At 71.5% G+C, this 16,541-nt stretch carries 11 protein-coding genes and 1 pseudogene; 5 read left to right on the top strand and 7 right to left on the bottom strand.

What is annotated here, in order from left to right; all coding sequences use genetic code 11:
- Window positions 1-384 precede the first annotated feature (384 nt).
- Both ACZ52J_RS28960 and ACZ52J_RS28955 read right to left on the bottom strand, forming a co-directional pair.
- Window positions 385-636: an SMI1/KNR4 family protein gene (locus ACZ52J_RS28960; protein ID WP_465622916.1), complete on the bottom strand. Its 252-nt coding sequence runs from the start codon at window positions 634-636 to the stop codon at window positions 385-387.
- 19 nt (window positions 637-655) lie between these two features.
- Window positions 656-1,065, bottom strand: a pseudogene (locus tag ACZ52J_RS28955) (MFS transporter); the annotation flags it as partial.
- Window positions 1,066-1,482: 417 nt separating this feature from the next.
- Here ACZ52J_RS28955 and ACZ52J_RS28950 point away from each other — a divergent pair.
- Window positions 1,483-1,719, top strand: a complete 237-nt coding sequence (locus tag ACZ52J_RS28950) for an amphi-Trp domain-containing protein (protein ID WP_360509325.1) — start codon at window positions 1,483-1,485, stop codon at window positions 1,717-1,719.
- A gap of 107 nt (window positions 1,720-1,826) precedes the next feature.
- Here the strand turns inward: ACZ52J_RS28950 and ACZ52J_RS28945 are convergent, their stop codons facing one another.
- Window positions 1,827-3,182: a diacylglycerol/lipid kinase family protein gene (locus ACZ52J_RS28945; protein WP_465622914.1), complete on the bottom strand. Its 1,356-nt coding sequence runs from the start codon at window positions 3,180-3,182 to the stop codon at window positions 1,827-1,829.
- A gap of 219 nt (window positions 3,183-3,401) precedes the next feature.
- Here ACZ52J_RS28945 and ACZ52J_RS28940 point away from each other — a divergent pair, with 219 nt between their 5' ends.
- From ACZ52J_RS28940 to ACZ52J_RS28930, 3 genes are all read left to right on the top strand, one after another.
- Window positions 3,402-4,718 carry a hypothetical protein gene (locus ACZ52J_RS28940; protein WP_465622912.1) on the top strand — a complete coding sequence of 439 codons (1,317 nt, stop codon included), beginning with the start codon at window positions 3,402-3,404 and terminating at the stop codon, window positions 4,716-4,718.
- Window positions 4,719-5,136: 418 nt separating this feature from the next.
- Complete coding sequence (locus ACZ52J_RS28935) at window positions 5,137-5,661, top strand: hypothetical protein (protein WP_465622910.1); 525 nt, start codon at window positions 5,137-5,139, stop codon at window positions 5,659-5,661.
- Window positions 5,662-5,870: 209 nt separating this feature from the next.
- Window positions 5,871-7,271 (top strand): MFS transporter, encoded by a 1,401-nt coding sequence (locus tag ACZ52J_RS28930; RefSeq protein WP_465622908.1) that lies wholly within the window; start codon window positions 5,871-5,873, stop codon window positions 7,269-7,271.
- A gap of 63 nt (window positions 7,272-7,334) precedes the next feature.
- Here the strand turns inward: ACZ52J_RS28930 and ACZ52J_RS28925 are convergent, their stop codons facing one another.
- Window positions 7,335-9,182 (bottom strand): glycoside hydrolase family 15 protein, encoded by a 1,848-nt coding sequence (locus ACZ52J_RS28925; RefSeq protein WP_465622906.1) that lies wholly within the window; start codon window positions 9,180-9,182, stop codon window positions 7,335-7,337.
- 788 nt (window positions 9,183-9,970) lie between these two features.
- Here ACZ52J_RS28925 and ACZ52J_RS28920 point away from each other — a divergent pair.
- Window positions 9,971-11,614 carry an alpha/beta fold hydrolase gene (locus ACZ52J_RS28920; protein ID WP_465622905.1) on the top strand — a complete coding sequence of 548 codons (1,644 nt, stop codon included), beginning with the start codon at window positions 9,971-9,973 and terminating at the stop codon, window positions 11,612-11,614.
- A gap of 220 nt (window positions 11,615-11,834) precedes the next feature.
- Here the strand turns inward: ACZ52J_RS28920 and ACZ52J_RS28915 are convergent, their stop codons facing one another.
- The 3 genes from ACZ52J_RS28915 to ACZ52J_RS28905 are packed head-to-tail and all read right to left on the bottom strand — an operon-like array spanning window position 11,835 to window position 16,492.
- Window positions 11,835-13,208, bottom strand: a complete 1,374-nt coding sequence (locus ACZ52J_RS28915) for an ATP-grasp domain-containing protein (RefSeq protein WP_465622904.1) — start codon at window positions 13,206-13,208, stop codon at window positions 11,835-11,837.
- A 46-nt stretch (window positions 13,209-13,254) separates the two neighbouring features.
- Window positions 13,255-15,108, bottom strand: coding sequence for a non-ribosomal peptide synthetase (locus ACZ52J_RS28910; RefSeq protein ID WP_465622902.1), 1,854 nt, complete (start codon window positions 15,106-15,108; stop codon window positions 13,255-13,257).
- Between the two features lie 34 nt (window positions 15,109-15,142).
- On the bottom strand, window positions 15,143-16,492 hold the full coding sequence (locus ACZ52J_RS28905; protein WP_465622900.1) for a condensation domain-containing protein: 1,350 nt from the start codon (window positions 16,490-16,492) through the stop codon (window positions 15,143-15,145).
- Window positions 16,493-16,541 lie beyond the last annotated feature (49 nt).

Here is a 16,541-nt window from a genome sequence, read left to right as displayed (position 1 = left end):
TGGACCCGTCACCCCGGTGTCGTTCGTGGCAGCGGCGGAGTCGGTGATCGTCGGGCGACCGGGCCCCGGCCCCGGATCCACCGGCCCCCGCGGTCGGCCCCGGGCGGGACCGTCCCGCCCGGCAGGGTTGTCCCGCAAGGACACGAGGGGCAGTTCCACCCCCATGACCAGTGACCGAGCCGCCCGGGTCCGGCCCGGCCCCGAGGCCGGAGCGCCGCAGGTTCGGCTCCCGAGTCCGCGCTGTGGATCGTGGCCGAGTACGATGCCGCCGGGAACGAGAAGGGCGCGATCCCGCGGTGCGGGCTTCGCGTCACGTCCTCGCCCGCTCGGCGGAGTCCAGGACCACGCGAAGGCCGCAAGGTCGTCCCGGAGGATTCCCGGGCATCAGGCCAAGGTGGCCAGGTCGGCGAGCAGGTCCTGTTCCGCGGTGTCGTGGACGGACTCGTCGACCAGGCCGGTGACGAAGTCCTCGAAGGTCTCCGCGAGCAGGGTGATCGCGAAGCTGTCCTCCTGGTCGACGTGCACCACGGCCGGATCGCCGCGCTTGCCGCAGGCACGGTAGTCGAGGGCGAGCATGTCGTGGCCGGCCGAGGGGGTGGTGGCGAAGTACACGCCGATGTCGGGGTACCCCCACACCTCGATCCAGAACAGGCTCAGGTCGGCGTTCCACCACGAAGTTGCCCGCCACCAGCGCCACGATCGAGGGCAGGATGAGCGAGGCCCTGACCCCTTCGAGGAACGACCAACCGAACATGAGCACGGGCAGGTTCGGGGCGAGCGCGGTCGTCAGCGAGCCGCAGCCGTAGATGACGCAGCCGATCACGAACGCGCGCTTGCGGCCGATGAGGCGCCGACCTTGCCGCCGGGGATCATCAGCATCGCCATCACCAGCGGGTACGCGGTGATCGCGCCCTGGATCCCGGTCACGGTCGAGCCCACGTCCGCGGCCACGGCCGCGATCGAGACGTTCATGTCGGAGGTGTCGAGCAGCATCAGGAACTGCCCGGCCCCCAGCGTCAGCAGGACGAGACCTGGCGCGGTCGAATTCTCAGGGGCACCTGCCATGGGCGCCGTGGTCCCAGCGCGCCCGGGGCGCGGACCGGCGACCGGCCACGCCGGTCAGTCGAATGGCGGCGCCGCAGGAGGGCGTACCGGCGGGGTGATGCACACCTCGGGATTCCGGCGCATGGTGGATTCAGAAAGCGTTGTGCGACTGCGACCGACGGAGAAGACCATGAACAACGCGGTGACTCCGGCATCGGAGTACCCGATGCCAGACCTGTTCCGGACCATGGCGATTTCCAGGAGTACGTCCGCTCCGTCCCCGACACAGGTGGCGGGCACGCCGACGGACTGGCACGGCTGGCCGAGCTCAGGAAGAGCGCCGACATCACGGACGAGGAGTACGCCCAGGCCAAGGCGAAGGTCCTTGCCTGACCAACCTGTTCGGCACGGTAGGACCCGACGACAGTGGAGGCGGTCGTGAAGGACCTCAAGTTCGAGCAGAAGAGCTCACTCTCGCGTCTTGAGGCCGCCGACCGCCTGTCGGCGCTCGCGGACGCGCTGCGGCACGGCGGCAACGCCGAACTGGACTTCGGTCCGGGGACGCTGAGCCTGCGGATCCCCGAGGAACTGCGCAGCGAGGTCGAGATCGAGGTCGGCGACGGGGAGATCGAACTCGAGATCGAGCTGAAGTGGCGGACCGGACAGGCCGAGTAGTCCCCAGGCGTCGCAGGCCCCGGTCGAGCGTCGGGGTCTCGGTGGCGGCCACCGCGGCGTAGACGGCGCTGTCGAGGGCCATGAGGTTGCGCACCACCTCGCGGGGGCTACCCATCGACGTGCTCCGGTGCGGTGGACCCCGATCGGGCCCGGCCGAGGGCCAGCGTGAGGACCGCCCGCCAGTCGAGGGGAGGCGCCGCCGGGGGCGCGCCGGGCCGGTTCCTGGGCACCAGGACCCGCAGCGCGCCAGGGCGGATGCCGCAGGTGACGGGGGTGGCCAGCTCAAGTGCCTCGCCGTCGACGGCGACCGGGATGCGGTCGGCGTCCGCGACCACGGTGACCTGGGGCGCCGTCAGGATGTTCAGACCGGAGGCCTGGGCGCCGCGCAGTGCGATCCCGGCTGCCTCGGCCGCGTTGCCCACCCGGATGCCGACGACCCCCAGCGTGCCCAGATCGAGCCGCGCTCTGCGGCCGACCAGGGCCGCCGGCTGGGGCGCGGCGTAGGGGTTGTTGCTGATCAGGAGCGCCTGCTGGGCCTCCAGACGGGCGGTGGCCGTCACCGCGTCCAGTGGGTGGCCGGTGTATTCGTGCAGGAGGTCGGGCAGCGCGTCCAGGATGGAGCCCGCCTTGGCGTCGCGGTACTCGGGGCGCTGCACGATCTGCGCGTACACCCCGAAGGAGACCGTGTTGACGAACGGTCGGCCGTCGACTGTGCCCAGGTCGATGCGCAGCTCCTCGCCGTTGCTGAGCGCGTCCAGGCAGCGGTCGGGGGCGTCGCGGTCCAGGCCCAGGTCCATGGCGAAGTGGTTGCGGGTGCCGGCGCTGACCACCAGGAACGGCAGGCCGTGCTCGGCGGCGACCGCGGCCACCAGCGCCTGGGTGCCGTCGCCGCCCGCGACACCGAGCAGGTCCGCGCCGTCGGCCACCGCGCGGCGGGCGATCGCGGCGACGTCCGTGCGGGTGGAGGTGTCCAGCAGCACCACCCGGGCGCCGAGTTGCTCGGCCTTCTCGACGAGCGCGAATTTGCCGACCTTGCCGCCCCCGGACTTCGGGTTCATGATCAGCACGGGATGCCTGGGGGCGGGGGACGCGACGGCCCGCATGCCCCGGGGCCGCCGGGTCGCGCGCAGTGCCGACCTCGCGCACAGCATCGACGCCGCGACGAGCACGACCGCGGTCAGCGCGGCCGGCCACAGACTTGCCCAGGCGTAGAGCACCACGACGCCCACGGGCGCGGCGAGCGCGAGCAGTGCCCCGGCCACCCGCACCACGCCGTGGTGCGACAGCGCCCACCAGATCCCGGCCGCCGCGACCGCCAGACCGGCCACCCCGATGGCGAGGATCAGCAGGCCGCCCCGTCCGCTCACGACGAGCAGCGCCACCGGCGAGCCCAGCAGGCAGAGCAGCGCCAGCCGGGCCAGCAGACGGCCGCGCGCGGGTGCGTGGAAATCGGTCGATGCCACTGCCGCTCCCTCCGATTCGCCCAGGTGCCTGCCGGGCGCCTGCTCCAGCGGCCGCCCGCAGTGCCAGGATGCGCGCCACCGGCCGCTCCGGCACGCCGCGGCAGGCATCAGGGACTGGCGCGGTCCGCCGATCGGATGCAACCCCGTGTGCGGATCCGGTCGCCCTGGGTGTCAATGGAGGCGAGCGCTGTCCTGCCGCACGTCATCCCTTGGAGCGCCATGAGCATGCCCGAGCCGTCCGAAGGAACACCCGCGCCCGCCTCGACACCGGCCGCGCGGAGCCACGGCTCGCGAGCCGGCCGGATCGCGATGAGCGCGGTGTCGGCCGTGGTCATCACACTCACCTGCATCCTGGTGCCGGTGTCCCTGCTCACCGTCTGGGTGCACGACATCGTGCTGGACACCGACCGGTACGTGTCGACGGTCGCGCCGCTGGCGACCAATCCCGCGATCGAGGCCGCCGCGGCCAACCGCATCACCCAGGCCGTCGACGTGCGGGTGGACGGCAGCGAGGTCGCCTCGGAGACGGCCGCCTGGCTGCAGTCCGTGGGGCTGCCGCCCAAGGCGGCGGCCGGCGTCAAGGCGCTCGGCCCGAAGCTGGACGAGGCTGTCAACGACGTGGTCAGCAAGGCGGCGACCCGGTTCGTGCAGAGCGACACCTTCGAGAAAACCTGGACCACCGCCAACCGCGCCGCCCACACCGCCGTGGTCCGTGCGCTCACCGGCCACGGCCGGGGTGCGGTGGAGGTCAGCAATGGCACCGTCACCCTCGACGTCGGCACCGCCGTGGACACCGTCAAGCAGGATCTGGTGAGTGCCGGCCTCACCCCGGCCGACAAGATCCCCCAGGTCAACAAGCAGCTGGTGCTCTTCCAGTCCGACAAGCTCGCCAAGATCCAGGGCGCGGCCCACCTCCTCGACGTCCTCGGGAACTGGGTGCCGATCTTCACGGTGGTGCTCGGCGCGATCGGGGTGCTGCTCGCCCGCCGGCGCCGCCGCGCGCTGGTCACGACCGGGCTGGGCGCGGCCGCAGCCTGCCTGGTGCTCGCCATCGGGCTGGTCGTCGCCCGCCACTACTACCTCGACCACCTGCCCGCCCAGGTGCAGTCCCCGGCAGCGGCGGCGGCCATCTTCGACACACTGCTGCGCTTCCTGCGGATCAGCACCCGCACGGTGCTGACCCTGGGCCTGGTGGTGGCGCTCGGCGCCTACCTGGGCGGCGGCGGGCGCCTGCCGCGCGCGGTACGCGGCGCCGCCGACCGGACCGCGGACTCCGCCGCCCGCTGGGGCGACAGGCACGGTGTGCACACCGGGCGGGTCGGGACCTGGACCGAGTCCTACCGGCGGTGGGTCGCCCTGGGCGTCCTGCTGGTGCTCGCCCTGGTGCTCGCGCTGTGGAGCTATCCGACGGTGCTGACCGTGCTGCTCCTGGTGCTCATCCTGCTCGCCGTGCTCGCCGTGCTCGCGCTGCTGGCCGCGAGCGGCCGGGTGACCGAGCAGCACGAGGCGGCCGCGGGCCAGGACACGGGGGAGTAGCAGATCAACCGAGAGCGCCTGGTCAGGACACTCACGTTCTGGCTGCGTCCGGCATTCGCGCTCCGCGTGGTCAACCGCTTCCAGCGGATAGCGGTCTTCGACCGGTCGATGGCGCCGGCCTCCAGCATGCTGACGGCGATGATCCCGCTCGCGATCGTCTACGGCTCCGTGCCGGCCCACTTCGGGGGCAGTGACGTGGCTCAGCGCATCATCGACCGCTACGGCCTGACGGGCAGTGGGGCCGATACGGTCAGGCACATCTTCTCCTCGGTCACCGACACGAGTACCGGTGTGCTCGGGGGATCTCCCGGCTGCGCTCGGCCAGGAAGTCGAAGCAGCCCTGAGCCGTGTCGGCCGAACGGCAGCAGTGCCGGAGCCTCGGCTGGCGTCCCGCGAGCCCCGCTCGTACGTTGTGACGGTGAGTCGCACCAGCTCCCCGGCCGGTCCTCCGGGTGGTGACGGCACGTCAGGAGCGCCACGCACCGACTTCGCCGGCGCCGTCTACGGGTCTCTGCTCGCCGCGTCCGTGATCGCCACGGCCGGCAGCGTCGGCGGCTATCCGCGGCTCCAGCTCGGACTGCTGCTGATCATCACCGGCATCGTGTTCTGGGCGGCGCACGTCTACGCGCGCGTCGCCGGCGAACGGCTGCCGGGACAGCCCTGGAGCAGGCCGCGGATCCGCCGCGTCGCCCGCCAGGAGTGGTCCATCGTCGAGGCGGCCGCTCTGCCCGCGCTGGCGGTGGCCGTCAGCCCGCTGCTCGGTCTCGACCTGGCGGGAACCGCCTGGTTCGCGCTCGGTGTGGCCGTGACGCAGCAGGTGGTCTGGGCGTGCCTGGGCGCGCACCGAGCGGGTGCCTCCGCCCGCCAGGTGATGGTGGAGTGCGTCGTCAACCTGGTCCTGGGACTGGTCATCGTCACCGCGAAGGCCGCCCTCGGGCACTGAGGCGGCCGATCCGGCGCGCGGTCCGCCGCGGCTGGTGCGCCACCGGCTCCTGGCCCCGCCGACAAGCCGCTGCTGCGCGCCTCAGGCCCTGTGGCGACGGGCTGTGCGACGGTCGGGGTGGCGGTTGCGTTCCGTCGGCGTCGGCCGCGTGCGGGCGAGGTCGAGTAGTTCCGCGGACCAGTGGATTCGGTGGATGGGAAGGTGGCGCTATGGCGGGGACGGCAGCAGCGGGGGCGCGGCGGGTGCTGGCCCCGTTGGCGTTGGCGCAGTTCATCTGCAGCTTCGCCGGCTCGAACATGAACGTGATGATCAACGACATCAGTGAGGACCTGGACACCACGGTGCAGGGTGTCCAGACGGCGATCACGATCTTTCTGCTGGTGATGGCCGCGCTGATGATTCCGGGCGGGAAGCTGACCGACAAGTGGGGGCGCAAGCGGTGCCTGCTGGCGGGGCTGGTGGTCTACGGGGTGGGGGCGGTGCTGAGTGCGGTGGCGCCGGGACTGGGGTTGCTGATCCTCGGGAATTCGATCCTGGAGGGTGTGGGCACGGCGTTGCTGATCCCGCCGGTCTACATCCTGACGACGCTGCTGTTCACCGACACGGCGTCCCGGGCGCGTGCGTTCGGCGCGATCATGGCGATGGGCGGTATCGGGGCGGCCGCGGGCCCGTTGATCGGCGGTTTGATCACCAGTGCGATCAGTTGGCGGGCCGCGTTCGTGTTCCAGGCGCTGGTGATCGTGGTGATCGTGGTGCTCAGCCGCCACCTCGTCGATCCGCTGCCGCCGGACCCCGCCCGGCCCTTCGACACCGTGGGGGCGGTGCTGTCGGCGGCGGGTCTGGTGCTGCTGGTGACCGGCATCCTGGCGGTCGACAAGAACGGCTGGCTGGCGCTGGGCCTGCTGGCGGCCGGTGCGCTGGTGCTGGTCGGTTTCTTCGTCTGGGTGCGCGGCCGGGAGCGGGCCGGCCGGGAGCCGCTGCTGTCGACGGCGCTGTTCCGTAACCGCACCTCCAACCTGGGTCTGGTCACGCAGAACACGCAGTGGCTGATGCTGATGGGCGTCTCGTTCACCGTCGCCGCCTACCTGCAGGTCGTGCGCGGCTACGACGCGATCCAGACCGGCGTCATCTTCACCGCCGCCACTCTCGGCATTCTCGCCACCTCGCTGGCCGCCGAGAAGCTGGCGCGGCGCCGACCGCAGCGCACTCTGATCATGGCCGGGTTCGTCGTGACGATCGCCGGCATCGCCGTGCTGCTGGCCCTGGTGGCCTGGACGCCCGGCGCGTGGGCGTTCGCGCCCGGACTGCTGCTGATCGGCCTGGGCGTGGGGGTGATGCTCACCCCGTCGGTGAACGTCGTCCAGTCCTGCTTCCCCGAGTCGCAGCAGGGCGAGATCTCCGGCCTGTCGCGCAGCATCTCCAACCTCGGGTCCTCGCTCGGCACGGCCATCGCCGGCACGATCCTGGTGTCGGGGCTGACCAAGGGCGCGTACGCGGCGGCGATGGCCGCGCTCGCGGTCATCGGCCTGGGCGGCCTGGCCGCCGCCGCCCTGCTGCCGCGAGTCAGCCCACCCGCCGCCGCCGGGGCAGACCGGGCCGCACCGCTGTAGCGCCGTGCGCCGGCCGGACGCCGCCGACCGCCCCGGGGACGTGCCGGCCGGCGGCGTGTGCGGTCAGCGGGGCCGGCGCTCGGCCCGGTCGAGTTCCTCGTCCAGGGCGATCGCCGCGTCGATCAGGGCCAGATGGGTGAACGCCTGCGGAAAGTTGCCCAGCTGCTCGCCAGAGGGGCCGATCTCCTCGGCGAACAAGCCGACGTGGTTGGCGTAGGTGAGCATCTTGTCGAAGGCGTAGCGGGCCTGGTGGAGGCGTCCGGCCCGGGCGAGTGCCTCCACGTACAGGAAGCTGCAGAGGTTGAAGGTGCCCTCGGAGCCGCGCAGGCCGTCCGGGGAGGCGGCGGGGTCGTAGCGGTAGACCAGGCTGTCACTGACGAGTTCGCCGTCCATGGCGTCGAGCGTGGTCAGCCAGTCCGGGTCGGTGGGGGTGAGGAAGCCGACCTTCGGCATCAGGAGCAGGGACGCGTCGAGGACCTCGGTGTCGTAGTGCTGGACGAAGGCGCGTCGCTTCTCGCTCCAGCCGGAGTCGACGATCTGTCGGAACACCGTGTCGCGGGCGGCCTGCCAGCGGGCCACGTCGCCGGGGCGGGAGTGGGCGGTGGCGAGCCGGATCGCCCGGTCGAAGGCGACCCAGGTCATCAGCCGGCTGTAGGTGAAGTTCTGGCGGCCGCCGCGGGTCTCCCAGATGCCCTCGTCGGGGCGGTCCCAGTGGTCGACCAGCCAGTCGATGAGCCGGGTGAAGGCCTGCCAGCCGCGGATGCCGCCGATGTCCTCGGCCTGCGCGAGGGCGTAGGCGGCCTCGCCGTAGATGTCGAGTTGGATCTGGTCGGCGGCGGCGTTGCCGGCCCGCACCGGCGCGGAGCGGCGGTAGCCCTCCAGGTGGTCCAGTACCTCCTCGGTGAGGTGCGGTTCGCCGTCGACCCGGTACATGATCTGCAGCGGCTCGCCGGAGGCCGTGCCGCTGGCGTCCAGGCGCTCGCGCAGCCACCGGCGGAAGGCGTTCGCCTCCGCGGTGAAGCCCAGGTCGATCATGGCGCGCACCGACAGCGAGGCGTCGCGCACCCAGGTGTAGCGGTAGTCCCAGTTCCGTTCACCGCCGATCTGCTCCGGCAGGCCCATGGTGGCGGCGGCGATCGGGGCGCCGGTCGGGGCGTAGGTCAGCAGCTTGAGGGTGATGGCGGAGCGGGTCACCATCTCGTGCCAGCGGCCGCGGTAGCGCGACGATCGCAGCCAGTCCGTCCAGAACCCGGTGCACGCCTCGAACTCGGCGAGTACCGCCTCGGCGGTGGGGATCGCGCCGCCGGGTCGGCCGCTCAGCTCGCCGGGCTCGCCCGTCTCGCTGGTCAGCACCACGGCGGCACGCTCACCGGCGTGCAGCGTGAAGCGCGCGGAGACGTCCGTGCCGTCCGGGTGCAGCTCGATCTGCGCGGTGGTCTGCAGCTGCAGGTCCGTACCCGGGCCGCGGAAGAGCATCGACCCGTCGTCCAGGCGAGTCAGGTCGTGGGGCGCGCGGCCGTAGTCGAAGCGAGGCCGGCACAGCAGCTCGAACGGCATGCTGCCGCGCACCACCCGCGCCACCCGGACCAGCCGGTGTGTGGCCGACGGCGTCGGCGACGGGTCGGGCGGCATGAAGTCGAGTACCTCGCCGACGCCGCCCGGCGCCATGAAACGCGTGATCAGGACGGCGGTGTCCGGCAGGTACAACTGGCGGACGGTCGCCTCCTCGCTGACGTCGGCGTGAAGCCGGCAGTAGCCGCCGCGGTCGCTGTCGAGCAGCGAGGCGAACACGCTGGGGGAGTCGAACCGGGGGGTGCACCACCAGTCGACCGTGCCGTCGGCGGCGATCAGCGCCGCCGTCTGCAGGTCGCCGACGATGCCGTGGTCCCCGATCGGGGGGTAGTCGTTCACAGTGCCTCCTCGGTCCGCCCGCCGGCGGGGGACGCGCAGAACCCCTCGCGCCGCGGCACCGGCGCGGGGCCGCCGGTGGCCGCCTCCCGCGTCTGACGGCGGGGTACCAAGACCAAGCGCCGGACGATCTGCCCATCATCACCCCGTCGGGCGCCCCCAGCCACTCCAGGCCAAACGCCGGCGACCGCACCACAGGCCGGCGGGGCCGCCGTGGTGAGCCGTACTGGTGATGAGAGACGACACCGCCTGAGCCCACCCAGTTTGCCCACCATCCACGGCTCTCCGTCGGCTCCACCAGCCGACGGTTCACCCCGCAGCACACCCTGGTCCCGTCCCGATCCGGGCCTTTCGAAGCGGGCATCGGTGCCTTTCGACCCACGGCTCTCCACGGCACGGAACGGCCGCTCACCGGCTGCGCACTCGGCGGGCGCGTGCACGACCCGATTGGTCCCTGCTGCGGTGCGGGGCACGAATCGACTTTGCAGTATGGCGCTCAACAACCCCCCATGTGTGACGAGTCGAGCGGAGCCGACGCGTAGCCGCCGGCACCGCCTCGGAAGGACGACATGCCGATACGCAATCGCGGCACAGCTGCCGCAGCCGCCATGTTCCTGGCCGGTTTGACGGTGCTGAGCGCGGCTCCGGCCCACGGCGCGTCCGGCCTGGCCGCCACCCGCCAGAAGGGGGCAGCGAGGGAGGGTGCCTCCCCGCTCGTGAGCCGTCCGCAGTCCGGCCTGTCGCCGGGACGGCCAGCCGATGAGTCCGGGCCCGCAGACGCGATGGCCGGCATGCACACCGTCGCCTCCGGTAACACGTTGTGGGACATAGCCCAGCAGGCCCTCGGCGACGCCATGCGATGGGACAGCCTCTACGACCTCAACCGGCAGACCATCGAGCACGAGGCCCTGCGGCACGGATACCCCTCCAGCGACCGGGGCCACTGGATCTTCCCGGGCACCGTGCTCACTCTGCCTCAGCCCCCGATGGCGCGGACGCAGCCGTCGTCGCGGTTCGTGTCCGCTCCATGCCCGACCACTTACGGAGAGCTGAAGGACACCCGCTGCGGCTTCCTCGTCGTTCCGGAGAACCGGGTCCACCCGTCACCGCGCACCCTTCGCCTGGCCGTTGCGCTCGTCCGCTCGTCATCCCCGACGCCGCACCCCGATCCGATCGTGTTCTTCGCCGGCGGGCCCGGCGCGGACGCCCTGGGAGACATCTCGGGACTGACCGAGGCGGGGCTGAACCGCGACCGTGATCTGATCGTCTTGTCCCAGCGCGGGACGTACTCGTCCGAGCGGCCGCTGACGTGTCCGGAGATCGACCGGTTCTACGGGGAGCGCGTCCACCTCCTCTACGGCGCGCCCTCCACCGGAGACCGGTACGCCCAGGCGGCGGCCCGGTGCCGTGACCGCCTGACGGCCCAGGGGATCGATCTGGCTGCCTACAACACCAGCGAGAACGCTGCCGACGTGGCGGATCTGCGCAGGGTCCTGGGAATCCGGGAGTGGAACGTCCTCTCGCATTCCTACGGGACGCAACTGGCGCTGACCTACATGCGCATGTTCCCCGACGGCATCCGCTCCGTGACGGTCGACGGCGTCGTACCGCCGTCCGTGGCGACGCCTGGGTGGACGTGGAGCAGCCTGAGGGAGTCGGTCGACAACATCGTGAGCGCTTGCGCGGCGCAGCTCTCCTGCCGGCAGCGTTACCCGGACATCGGTGCCGCTTTACTGCGCATGGTGCGTCAGCTGGAGGCTGATCCGGTCACCACGCACGTGACGGTGCCGCAGGTCGGACGGGTGGAGGTGGTCCTCGACGGCGGGGCGCTGCTGAACTGGCTGGTGCGTGCCAGTCACGCTCCCGAGACCTTCGCGGTGGGCGTGGACGAGCTGGCCCACGGCCACCCCGAGCGCATCGCGGAGCAGTGGGCGGCCGCCTGGCTTCCCGGCTCTCAGGGGATGTTCGCTCACGGGTTGTCGCTGAGCGTGTGGTGCAGCGAGTGGGTTCCGTTCGAGACCCCCGAGGAGCAGCTCGCCAAGGGTCAGGAGGCCTTTGCCGAGCTCCCCCGCTCGGTCCTGGCCCAGGCACCCCAGCTGCCGTTCCTGCGCCAGGCATGTCGGGCCTGGAACGTCCCGAAGGCACCCGACGCCGTGCGCGAGGTCACTCGGAGCAGCATCCCCACGCTTGCCATCTCCGGGAGTTTCGACGCGCAGACCGGGGCGCAGTGGGGGCGCTACGTGGCCCGGACGCTCTCCCGCTCCACGGTGGTGACGCTGGCCGGTGTCGCCCACGGGACGTACGACACCCCGTGCGGGGCGAAGGTGATCACCTCCTTCTTCGACGACCCCGAGCATCCCGACACCCGCTGCGTGAGTTCGGTGGAACCGGCGCCGTTCGTCGTCGGCAGTGAGGGAGCCGGTACCGGTGAATGAGGATCTGCCATCGGCCGGTTCCGGCACCGTGCGCTCTGCTGTGTCGCCTGGACGTCCAGAGCCCCCGCAGTGGTCCGCCGCGGACTGGCCCACGGCAACCAGCGCTCCGAATGGGACGCCGGCTGCCGCTTCGGCTTCGAGAACCCCGAGCACCGCTGAACCGGCATCCGTTCCTTTCGAACGGTGTTGCGCACCTCGGCGACTTCGTCACCAGAGTCGGTTACTCGTCGGTCCGCTTGCGGGGTGGCAGCTCGTACAGTCCGGTGCCGCCGTGTGCTCCGTTGGTGATGTTGACCACGCCGACATTGGCTTCCAGGCGGGTGCCGCGGGCCATGATGCCGGCGAAGCCGCGCGCCATGGTGAACACGCCCCAGACCGTCAGCCATGGCTGCAACCGGCCGTTTTCGTCCGGGAACAGTTCGGTGACCGGGCGGATCCGGCGCTGAAGTATGTAGGGCTTGCCGAGCGCGGCGTCGAGGTGCGCGGCCCAGCTCTTCTCGGTGACGTCCCCGCCGAGGAGCACACCGCTGCCACCGTGCAGGACCGTCGGTTTGAGTACGAGGTCGTGTCGGTTGGCCCGGGCGTAGTCGAGTAGTTCCACCATCTGTCCGCTCTCCAGCGTCACTGTGCCGGGCCGGACGGTTCGGGTCCATGGCAGGATGCGGTCGAACGCCGCCAGCTCCTCGGTGCTGAACAGGTGCCGGTTGTTTTCGTCCGAGAGCATCGCCAGTGTGGTCTTGCTGGCGTAGAGCTCTGCGTCCAGCGGGACGAACAGCTTCACCTGGTCGGCCGCGGCGGCGCGGACGACCTGGTCCATCAGCGCTGGGGCTTCGGGGGATTCGAGCAGGTCTTCGGCGAGGAAGATCCGGTGGATGATGTCGACGGCCCGGTCGCCGAGCCAGACCCGGCCGTCGCGGTAGTCGAGCTGGCCGATGTGGCAGGGGTGTGCGTCTGCGCCCAGCGCCTGAAGATGGGCGCAGAACTCCTTCAGGAAGGCGGCCCAGCCGCTCAGGTAGCTGCTCGGCCAGTCGGCGACCGCGATGACCGGCCGGGATTGTGGGTCGAACCCGGTGGCGGCGTACATGGTGTGCAGCAGTTCCCTGGCGGTGTCGGCGACGCCAAGGCCGTGCCGGGCGGCGAAGTCGGCGAGGAGCGGGTGTTCCAGCAGGGCCTGGGCCATCACGCCGTTGCCCATGCCGCCGAGCGAGCTGGTCATGTTGACTTCCACGACCTTGAATCCGCTTTCGTCGACGCACAGATCCGTACGGGCCATGCGGGTCGCGCCGGCGCCCCGGCTGCGCAGGATCACCTCGATCTGGGTCTCGGTCATGCCGACGGCCCGGGCGAACGCGCCGAGATCGCCGTCGAAGAGCCTGTCGGGCAGGCTGAACAGCGCGGTGTGGAGCGTTTCCAGATCTTCCATCAGCTGCTCCTGCTCTTCGTGGCCGAGGAAGAGCGGGCGGGGCAGAAAGCGGTTCTCGTAGTCGATGGTGAGCAGGGTGTCGTGCTGCGCACGACCGAGCAGTTCGGCTGCGGTGGCTGTGCTTTCGCTCAGTTCGGCCAGATACTGCTTGGTCAGGGTGGGGCGGTCCACGGAAAGTCCTCTCAGGAGGGCGGGTGGGCGGTGGTGGCGGGAGTGTTCAGCTGCGCGCCGACGCCGCGCGGCGGGTGTCGACCAGGGCAGCCAGGGCTGCCAGGTCGGGCTGGCGCATGACCTCTGCGGCCTTGACCCGGATCGGGTAGGTGCTTTCGATCAGCGCGATCAAGCGCGCGACGGCCAGCGAAGTCCCGCCCGATTCGGCGAAGTTGTCGGCGGGCGTGAGGTCGGGCTGGTCGAGCAGCCGGCGGCAGGCCACGAGGAGGAACGCTTCGGTGTCTTCTGCCTGCGGGGTCTCCCGGGTCGGCGCCGCCCCGGGTGCGGTGGACGCCGCGGCGGCGGCCTGCCGGGTGAGCAGTGCGCGGTCGACTTTGCCGTTGGCGTTCAGCGGGAAGGAGTCGACGAAGCGGACCCTGGCGGGCACCGCTTGCTTCAGTACCCGGGCGCGGGCGGCGGCCAGCACAGCGTCTTCGTCGGCCTGCGCCCCTTCGGCGAGCAGGAGGAAGGCGGCCAGCCGTAGACCGCCGCCGGTGCCCTGGTACGGGACCACGACGGCGTGCCGGACCGAGTGGTGGGTCTCCAGGGCGGCCTCGACCTCGGCCGGTTCGATCCGCGCGCCGCTGATCTTCACCTGGTCGTCCATGCGGCCGAGGAATTCCAGCGGTCCGTCGGCGCGCATCAGCGCCTTGTCGCCGGTCCGGTAGACGCGGTCCACGTATGGTTGACCTGCGGGGGCCGGTACGAAGCGTTCGGCGGTCCGCTGCGGGTCCACGTAGCCGAGCGCCAGGCCCGTACCGCCGATCCGGATCTCTCCGGCACGTCCTCTGGGCAGGATCCGGCCGTCCTCGTCGGTGATGAAGACGGTGTAGCCGGTCAGCGGCTGTCCGATCGGCACGATGGCGGTCGGGTCGTCGCTTCGGGGCCGCAGGCGGTGGGTGGTGGTGAGCACGGTGGCCTCGGCGGGACCGTACACGTTGTGCACGACCGCCGCGCACTGCGCGGGCGGCCGCACCCGCATCCGGTCGCCGCCCACCAGGATGTGGCGCATGGCCAGGTCGACGGGCCAGGGCTGGGTGAAGGCGAGTTCGGCGAGCGGGGTCGGCAGCAGGCAGTGGGTGAGGCCCGACTCCTGCCACCACTGGAACAGTTCGGCCGTCGAGCCGCGGGCGTCCTCGGGCGCGACGTGCAAGGTGGCGCCCGACGACAGTGCCTCCCACAACTCCTTGAGGTGCGCGTCGAAGGTGGTGCCGACGAAGAGACCCACCCGGGACTCGGGGCCGATCTCGAGCCGGTCGCAGGTCCAGCGGACCAGGTTGGCTATCGCCCCCTGTGACAGCAGTGCGATTTTGGGTTTGCCGGTACTGCCCGAGGTGGTGACGGCGCAGAAGGCGTCGCTGGGCGCACCGTTCGCCCGTCCGGCGCGCTGAGCGACCACGAGCCCGTCCACCGCGTCGGCCGGCGCAACGGTCCAGCCGGGTGGCGGGGTTGACGTGCCGTCGGTGAGGAGGCAGCTGATGCCGGCGTCCTCGGTGATCGATTCCACCCGCGCGGCCCCCGGCTGCGCGCCGAGGGAGAGGTAGACCGCGCCGATCCTGGCCAACGCGACCGCCGCGGCCACCAGCAGCGCGGAGCGTTCCAGGCAGACTCCCACCAACTCGCCGCGGGTGACTCGGCCGCCGAGGGCCTGCATGATCCGGGCGGAGGCTCGGTCGAGCTCGCGGTAGTTCCAGGTGATGGTGTTGTCCACGACTGCCGGGGCGTCGGGCTGCTTGGCCAGCCAGCTGTCGAACCACTCGAGTGGTCCCGCCCCCGGTGCGGGAGCGGGCGCGGGCTCACCTCCCCAGGCGATGCTGGGCAGCTGGTGGCCGGTCGGTTCGCGGGAGGTCACGGAGGTCATCTCGTCTCCTCGGGGCATGGTTCGGGGGGTGGGGTCAGCCGTTGGCTGCTGCGGTGAGTGCTGCGAGGCCGGTCGCGGTGTCGGCGAGGTAGGCCTCCAGCAGTGCGGTGAACTGCCGCTGCAGTTCGGCGATCCGGGCGCTGTCGTACAGGTCGGTGGCGAAGTCCCAGATCAGCAGCATGCCGCCGGGGCCCGAGCGGGCGTTGACGGTCCGGCGGGAGTCGGGGATCAGTACCACGTCGAGGGCGAAACGGGAGGTGCCGGTGTTGAATGCCTCGTGGATGGACACCTCGAGGTTCAGCCCCTCGACGTGCGGGATCGGCGCGTCGTGCGCGCTGAACATGACGTGGAAGAGTGGGTTGTCCAGGCCGGTGCCGGAGTGTTCTCCGAGTTCGTGGGTCAGGGCCTGGACGGGGACGCCCTGGTGCGGCAGCGAGCGGATCAGGACCTCGGTGACCTCGTCGACCGCGTTCAGCGCACTGCCGTCGGGCTGGAGGCGGATGCGCAGTGGGATGGTGTTGACGAACATCCCGACGCTCTCCTGGAAGCCGGGCGGGCGGTTGCCCACCGCGCTGCCGATCACCAGGTCGGACCGGCCGCTCTGTCGGCGTAGTAGCTCCGCGAAGAGGGTGAGCAGAACAGAGAACGGGGTGTGCCCGTGGCGGCGGGCGGCTGTCCGTAGGCGCTCGGCCAGCTCGGGCTCCAGCAGCTGGCGCAGTTGGTCGCCGTGCGGGATGTCGCGGACCCGTCCCGGGTCCAGGCCGGGCAGCGGCAGGTCGAAGGGGGCGCCGTCCAGGGCGCCCCGCCAGTACGCCACGGCGTCGTCGTGGTGGCCCGGTTGTTCCTCGGCGGCCACCGACTGGCGGACGTGTTCGAGGTAGGAGCGGGGCGCGGGCAGGTCGGCCGGGATGCCCTGGGCCAGCGCCCGGTAGGTGGTGAACAGGTCGCGCAGGACCAGGCCGAAGGACCAGCCGTCGTGCACCAGGTGGTGCTCGGTGTGAAGCAGCCGGTGGTGCTCCTCGGCGAGCCTGATCAGGGTCCACCGCACCATGGGCGCCTCGGCGGTGTCGAAGGGCTCGTCGTGCTGCTCGCGCCACAGGTCCTCGAAGGCTGCCTCGTGGTCCTCGCGACCGGTCAGGTCCACGGTGCGGTAGCGCGGTGCGCAGGTGTCGTTCACCCGCTGCTTCGGTGGAAAGTCCTCGGGATCGAGTTCGAGGCGGAACGCGTCGTGGCGGGCGAGCACGGTCGCCAGGCTCTGCCGCAGGGCCGGCTCGTCCAGCGGGCCGCGCAGGTCGAGGGAGGCGGTGAAGTTGTAGGCGCGGCTCTCGGGGAAGAGTTCCTCGTGCAGCCAGACGATCTCCTGGGAACGGGAGAGGTTGAACATCGCTGCGGCCCTTTCCGGGTCGGTGGTCGTTCGGTGTGCGGGGCTGGTG

The sequence above is a fragment of the Kitasatospora sp. NPDC034035 genome (assembly GCF_055575755.1).
This window is presented reverse-complemented; position numbering and strand designations above follow the sequence as displayed.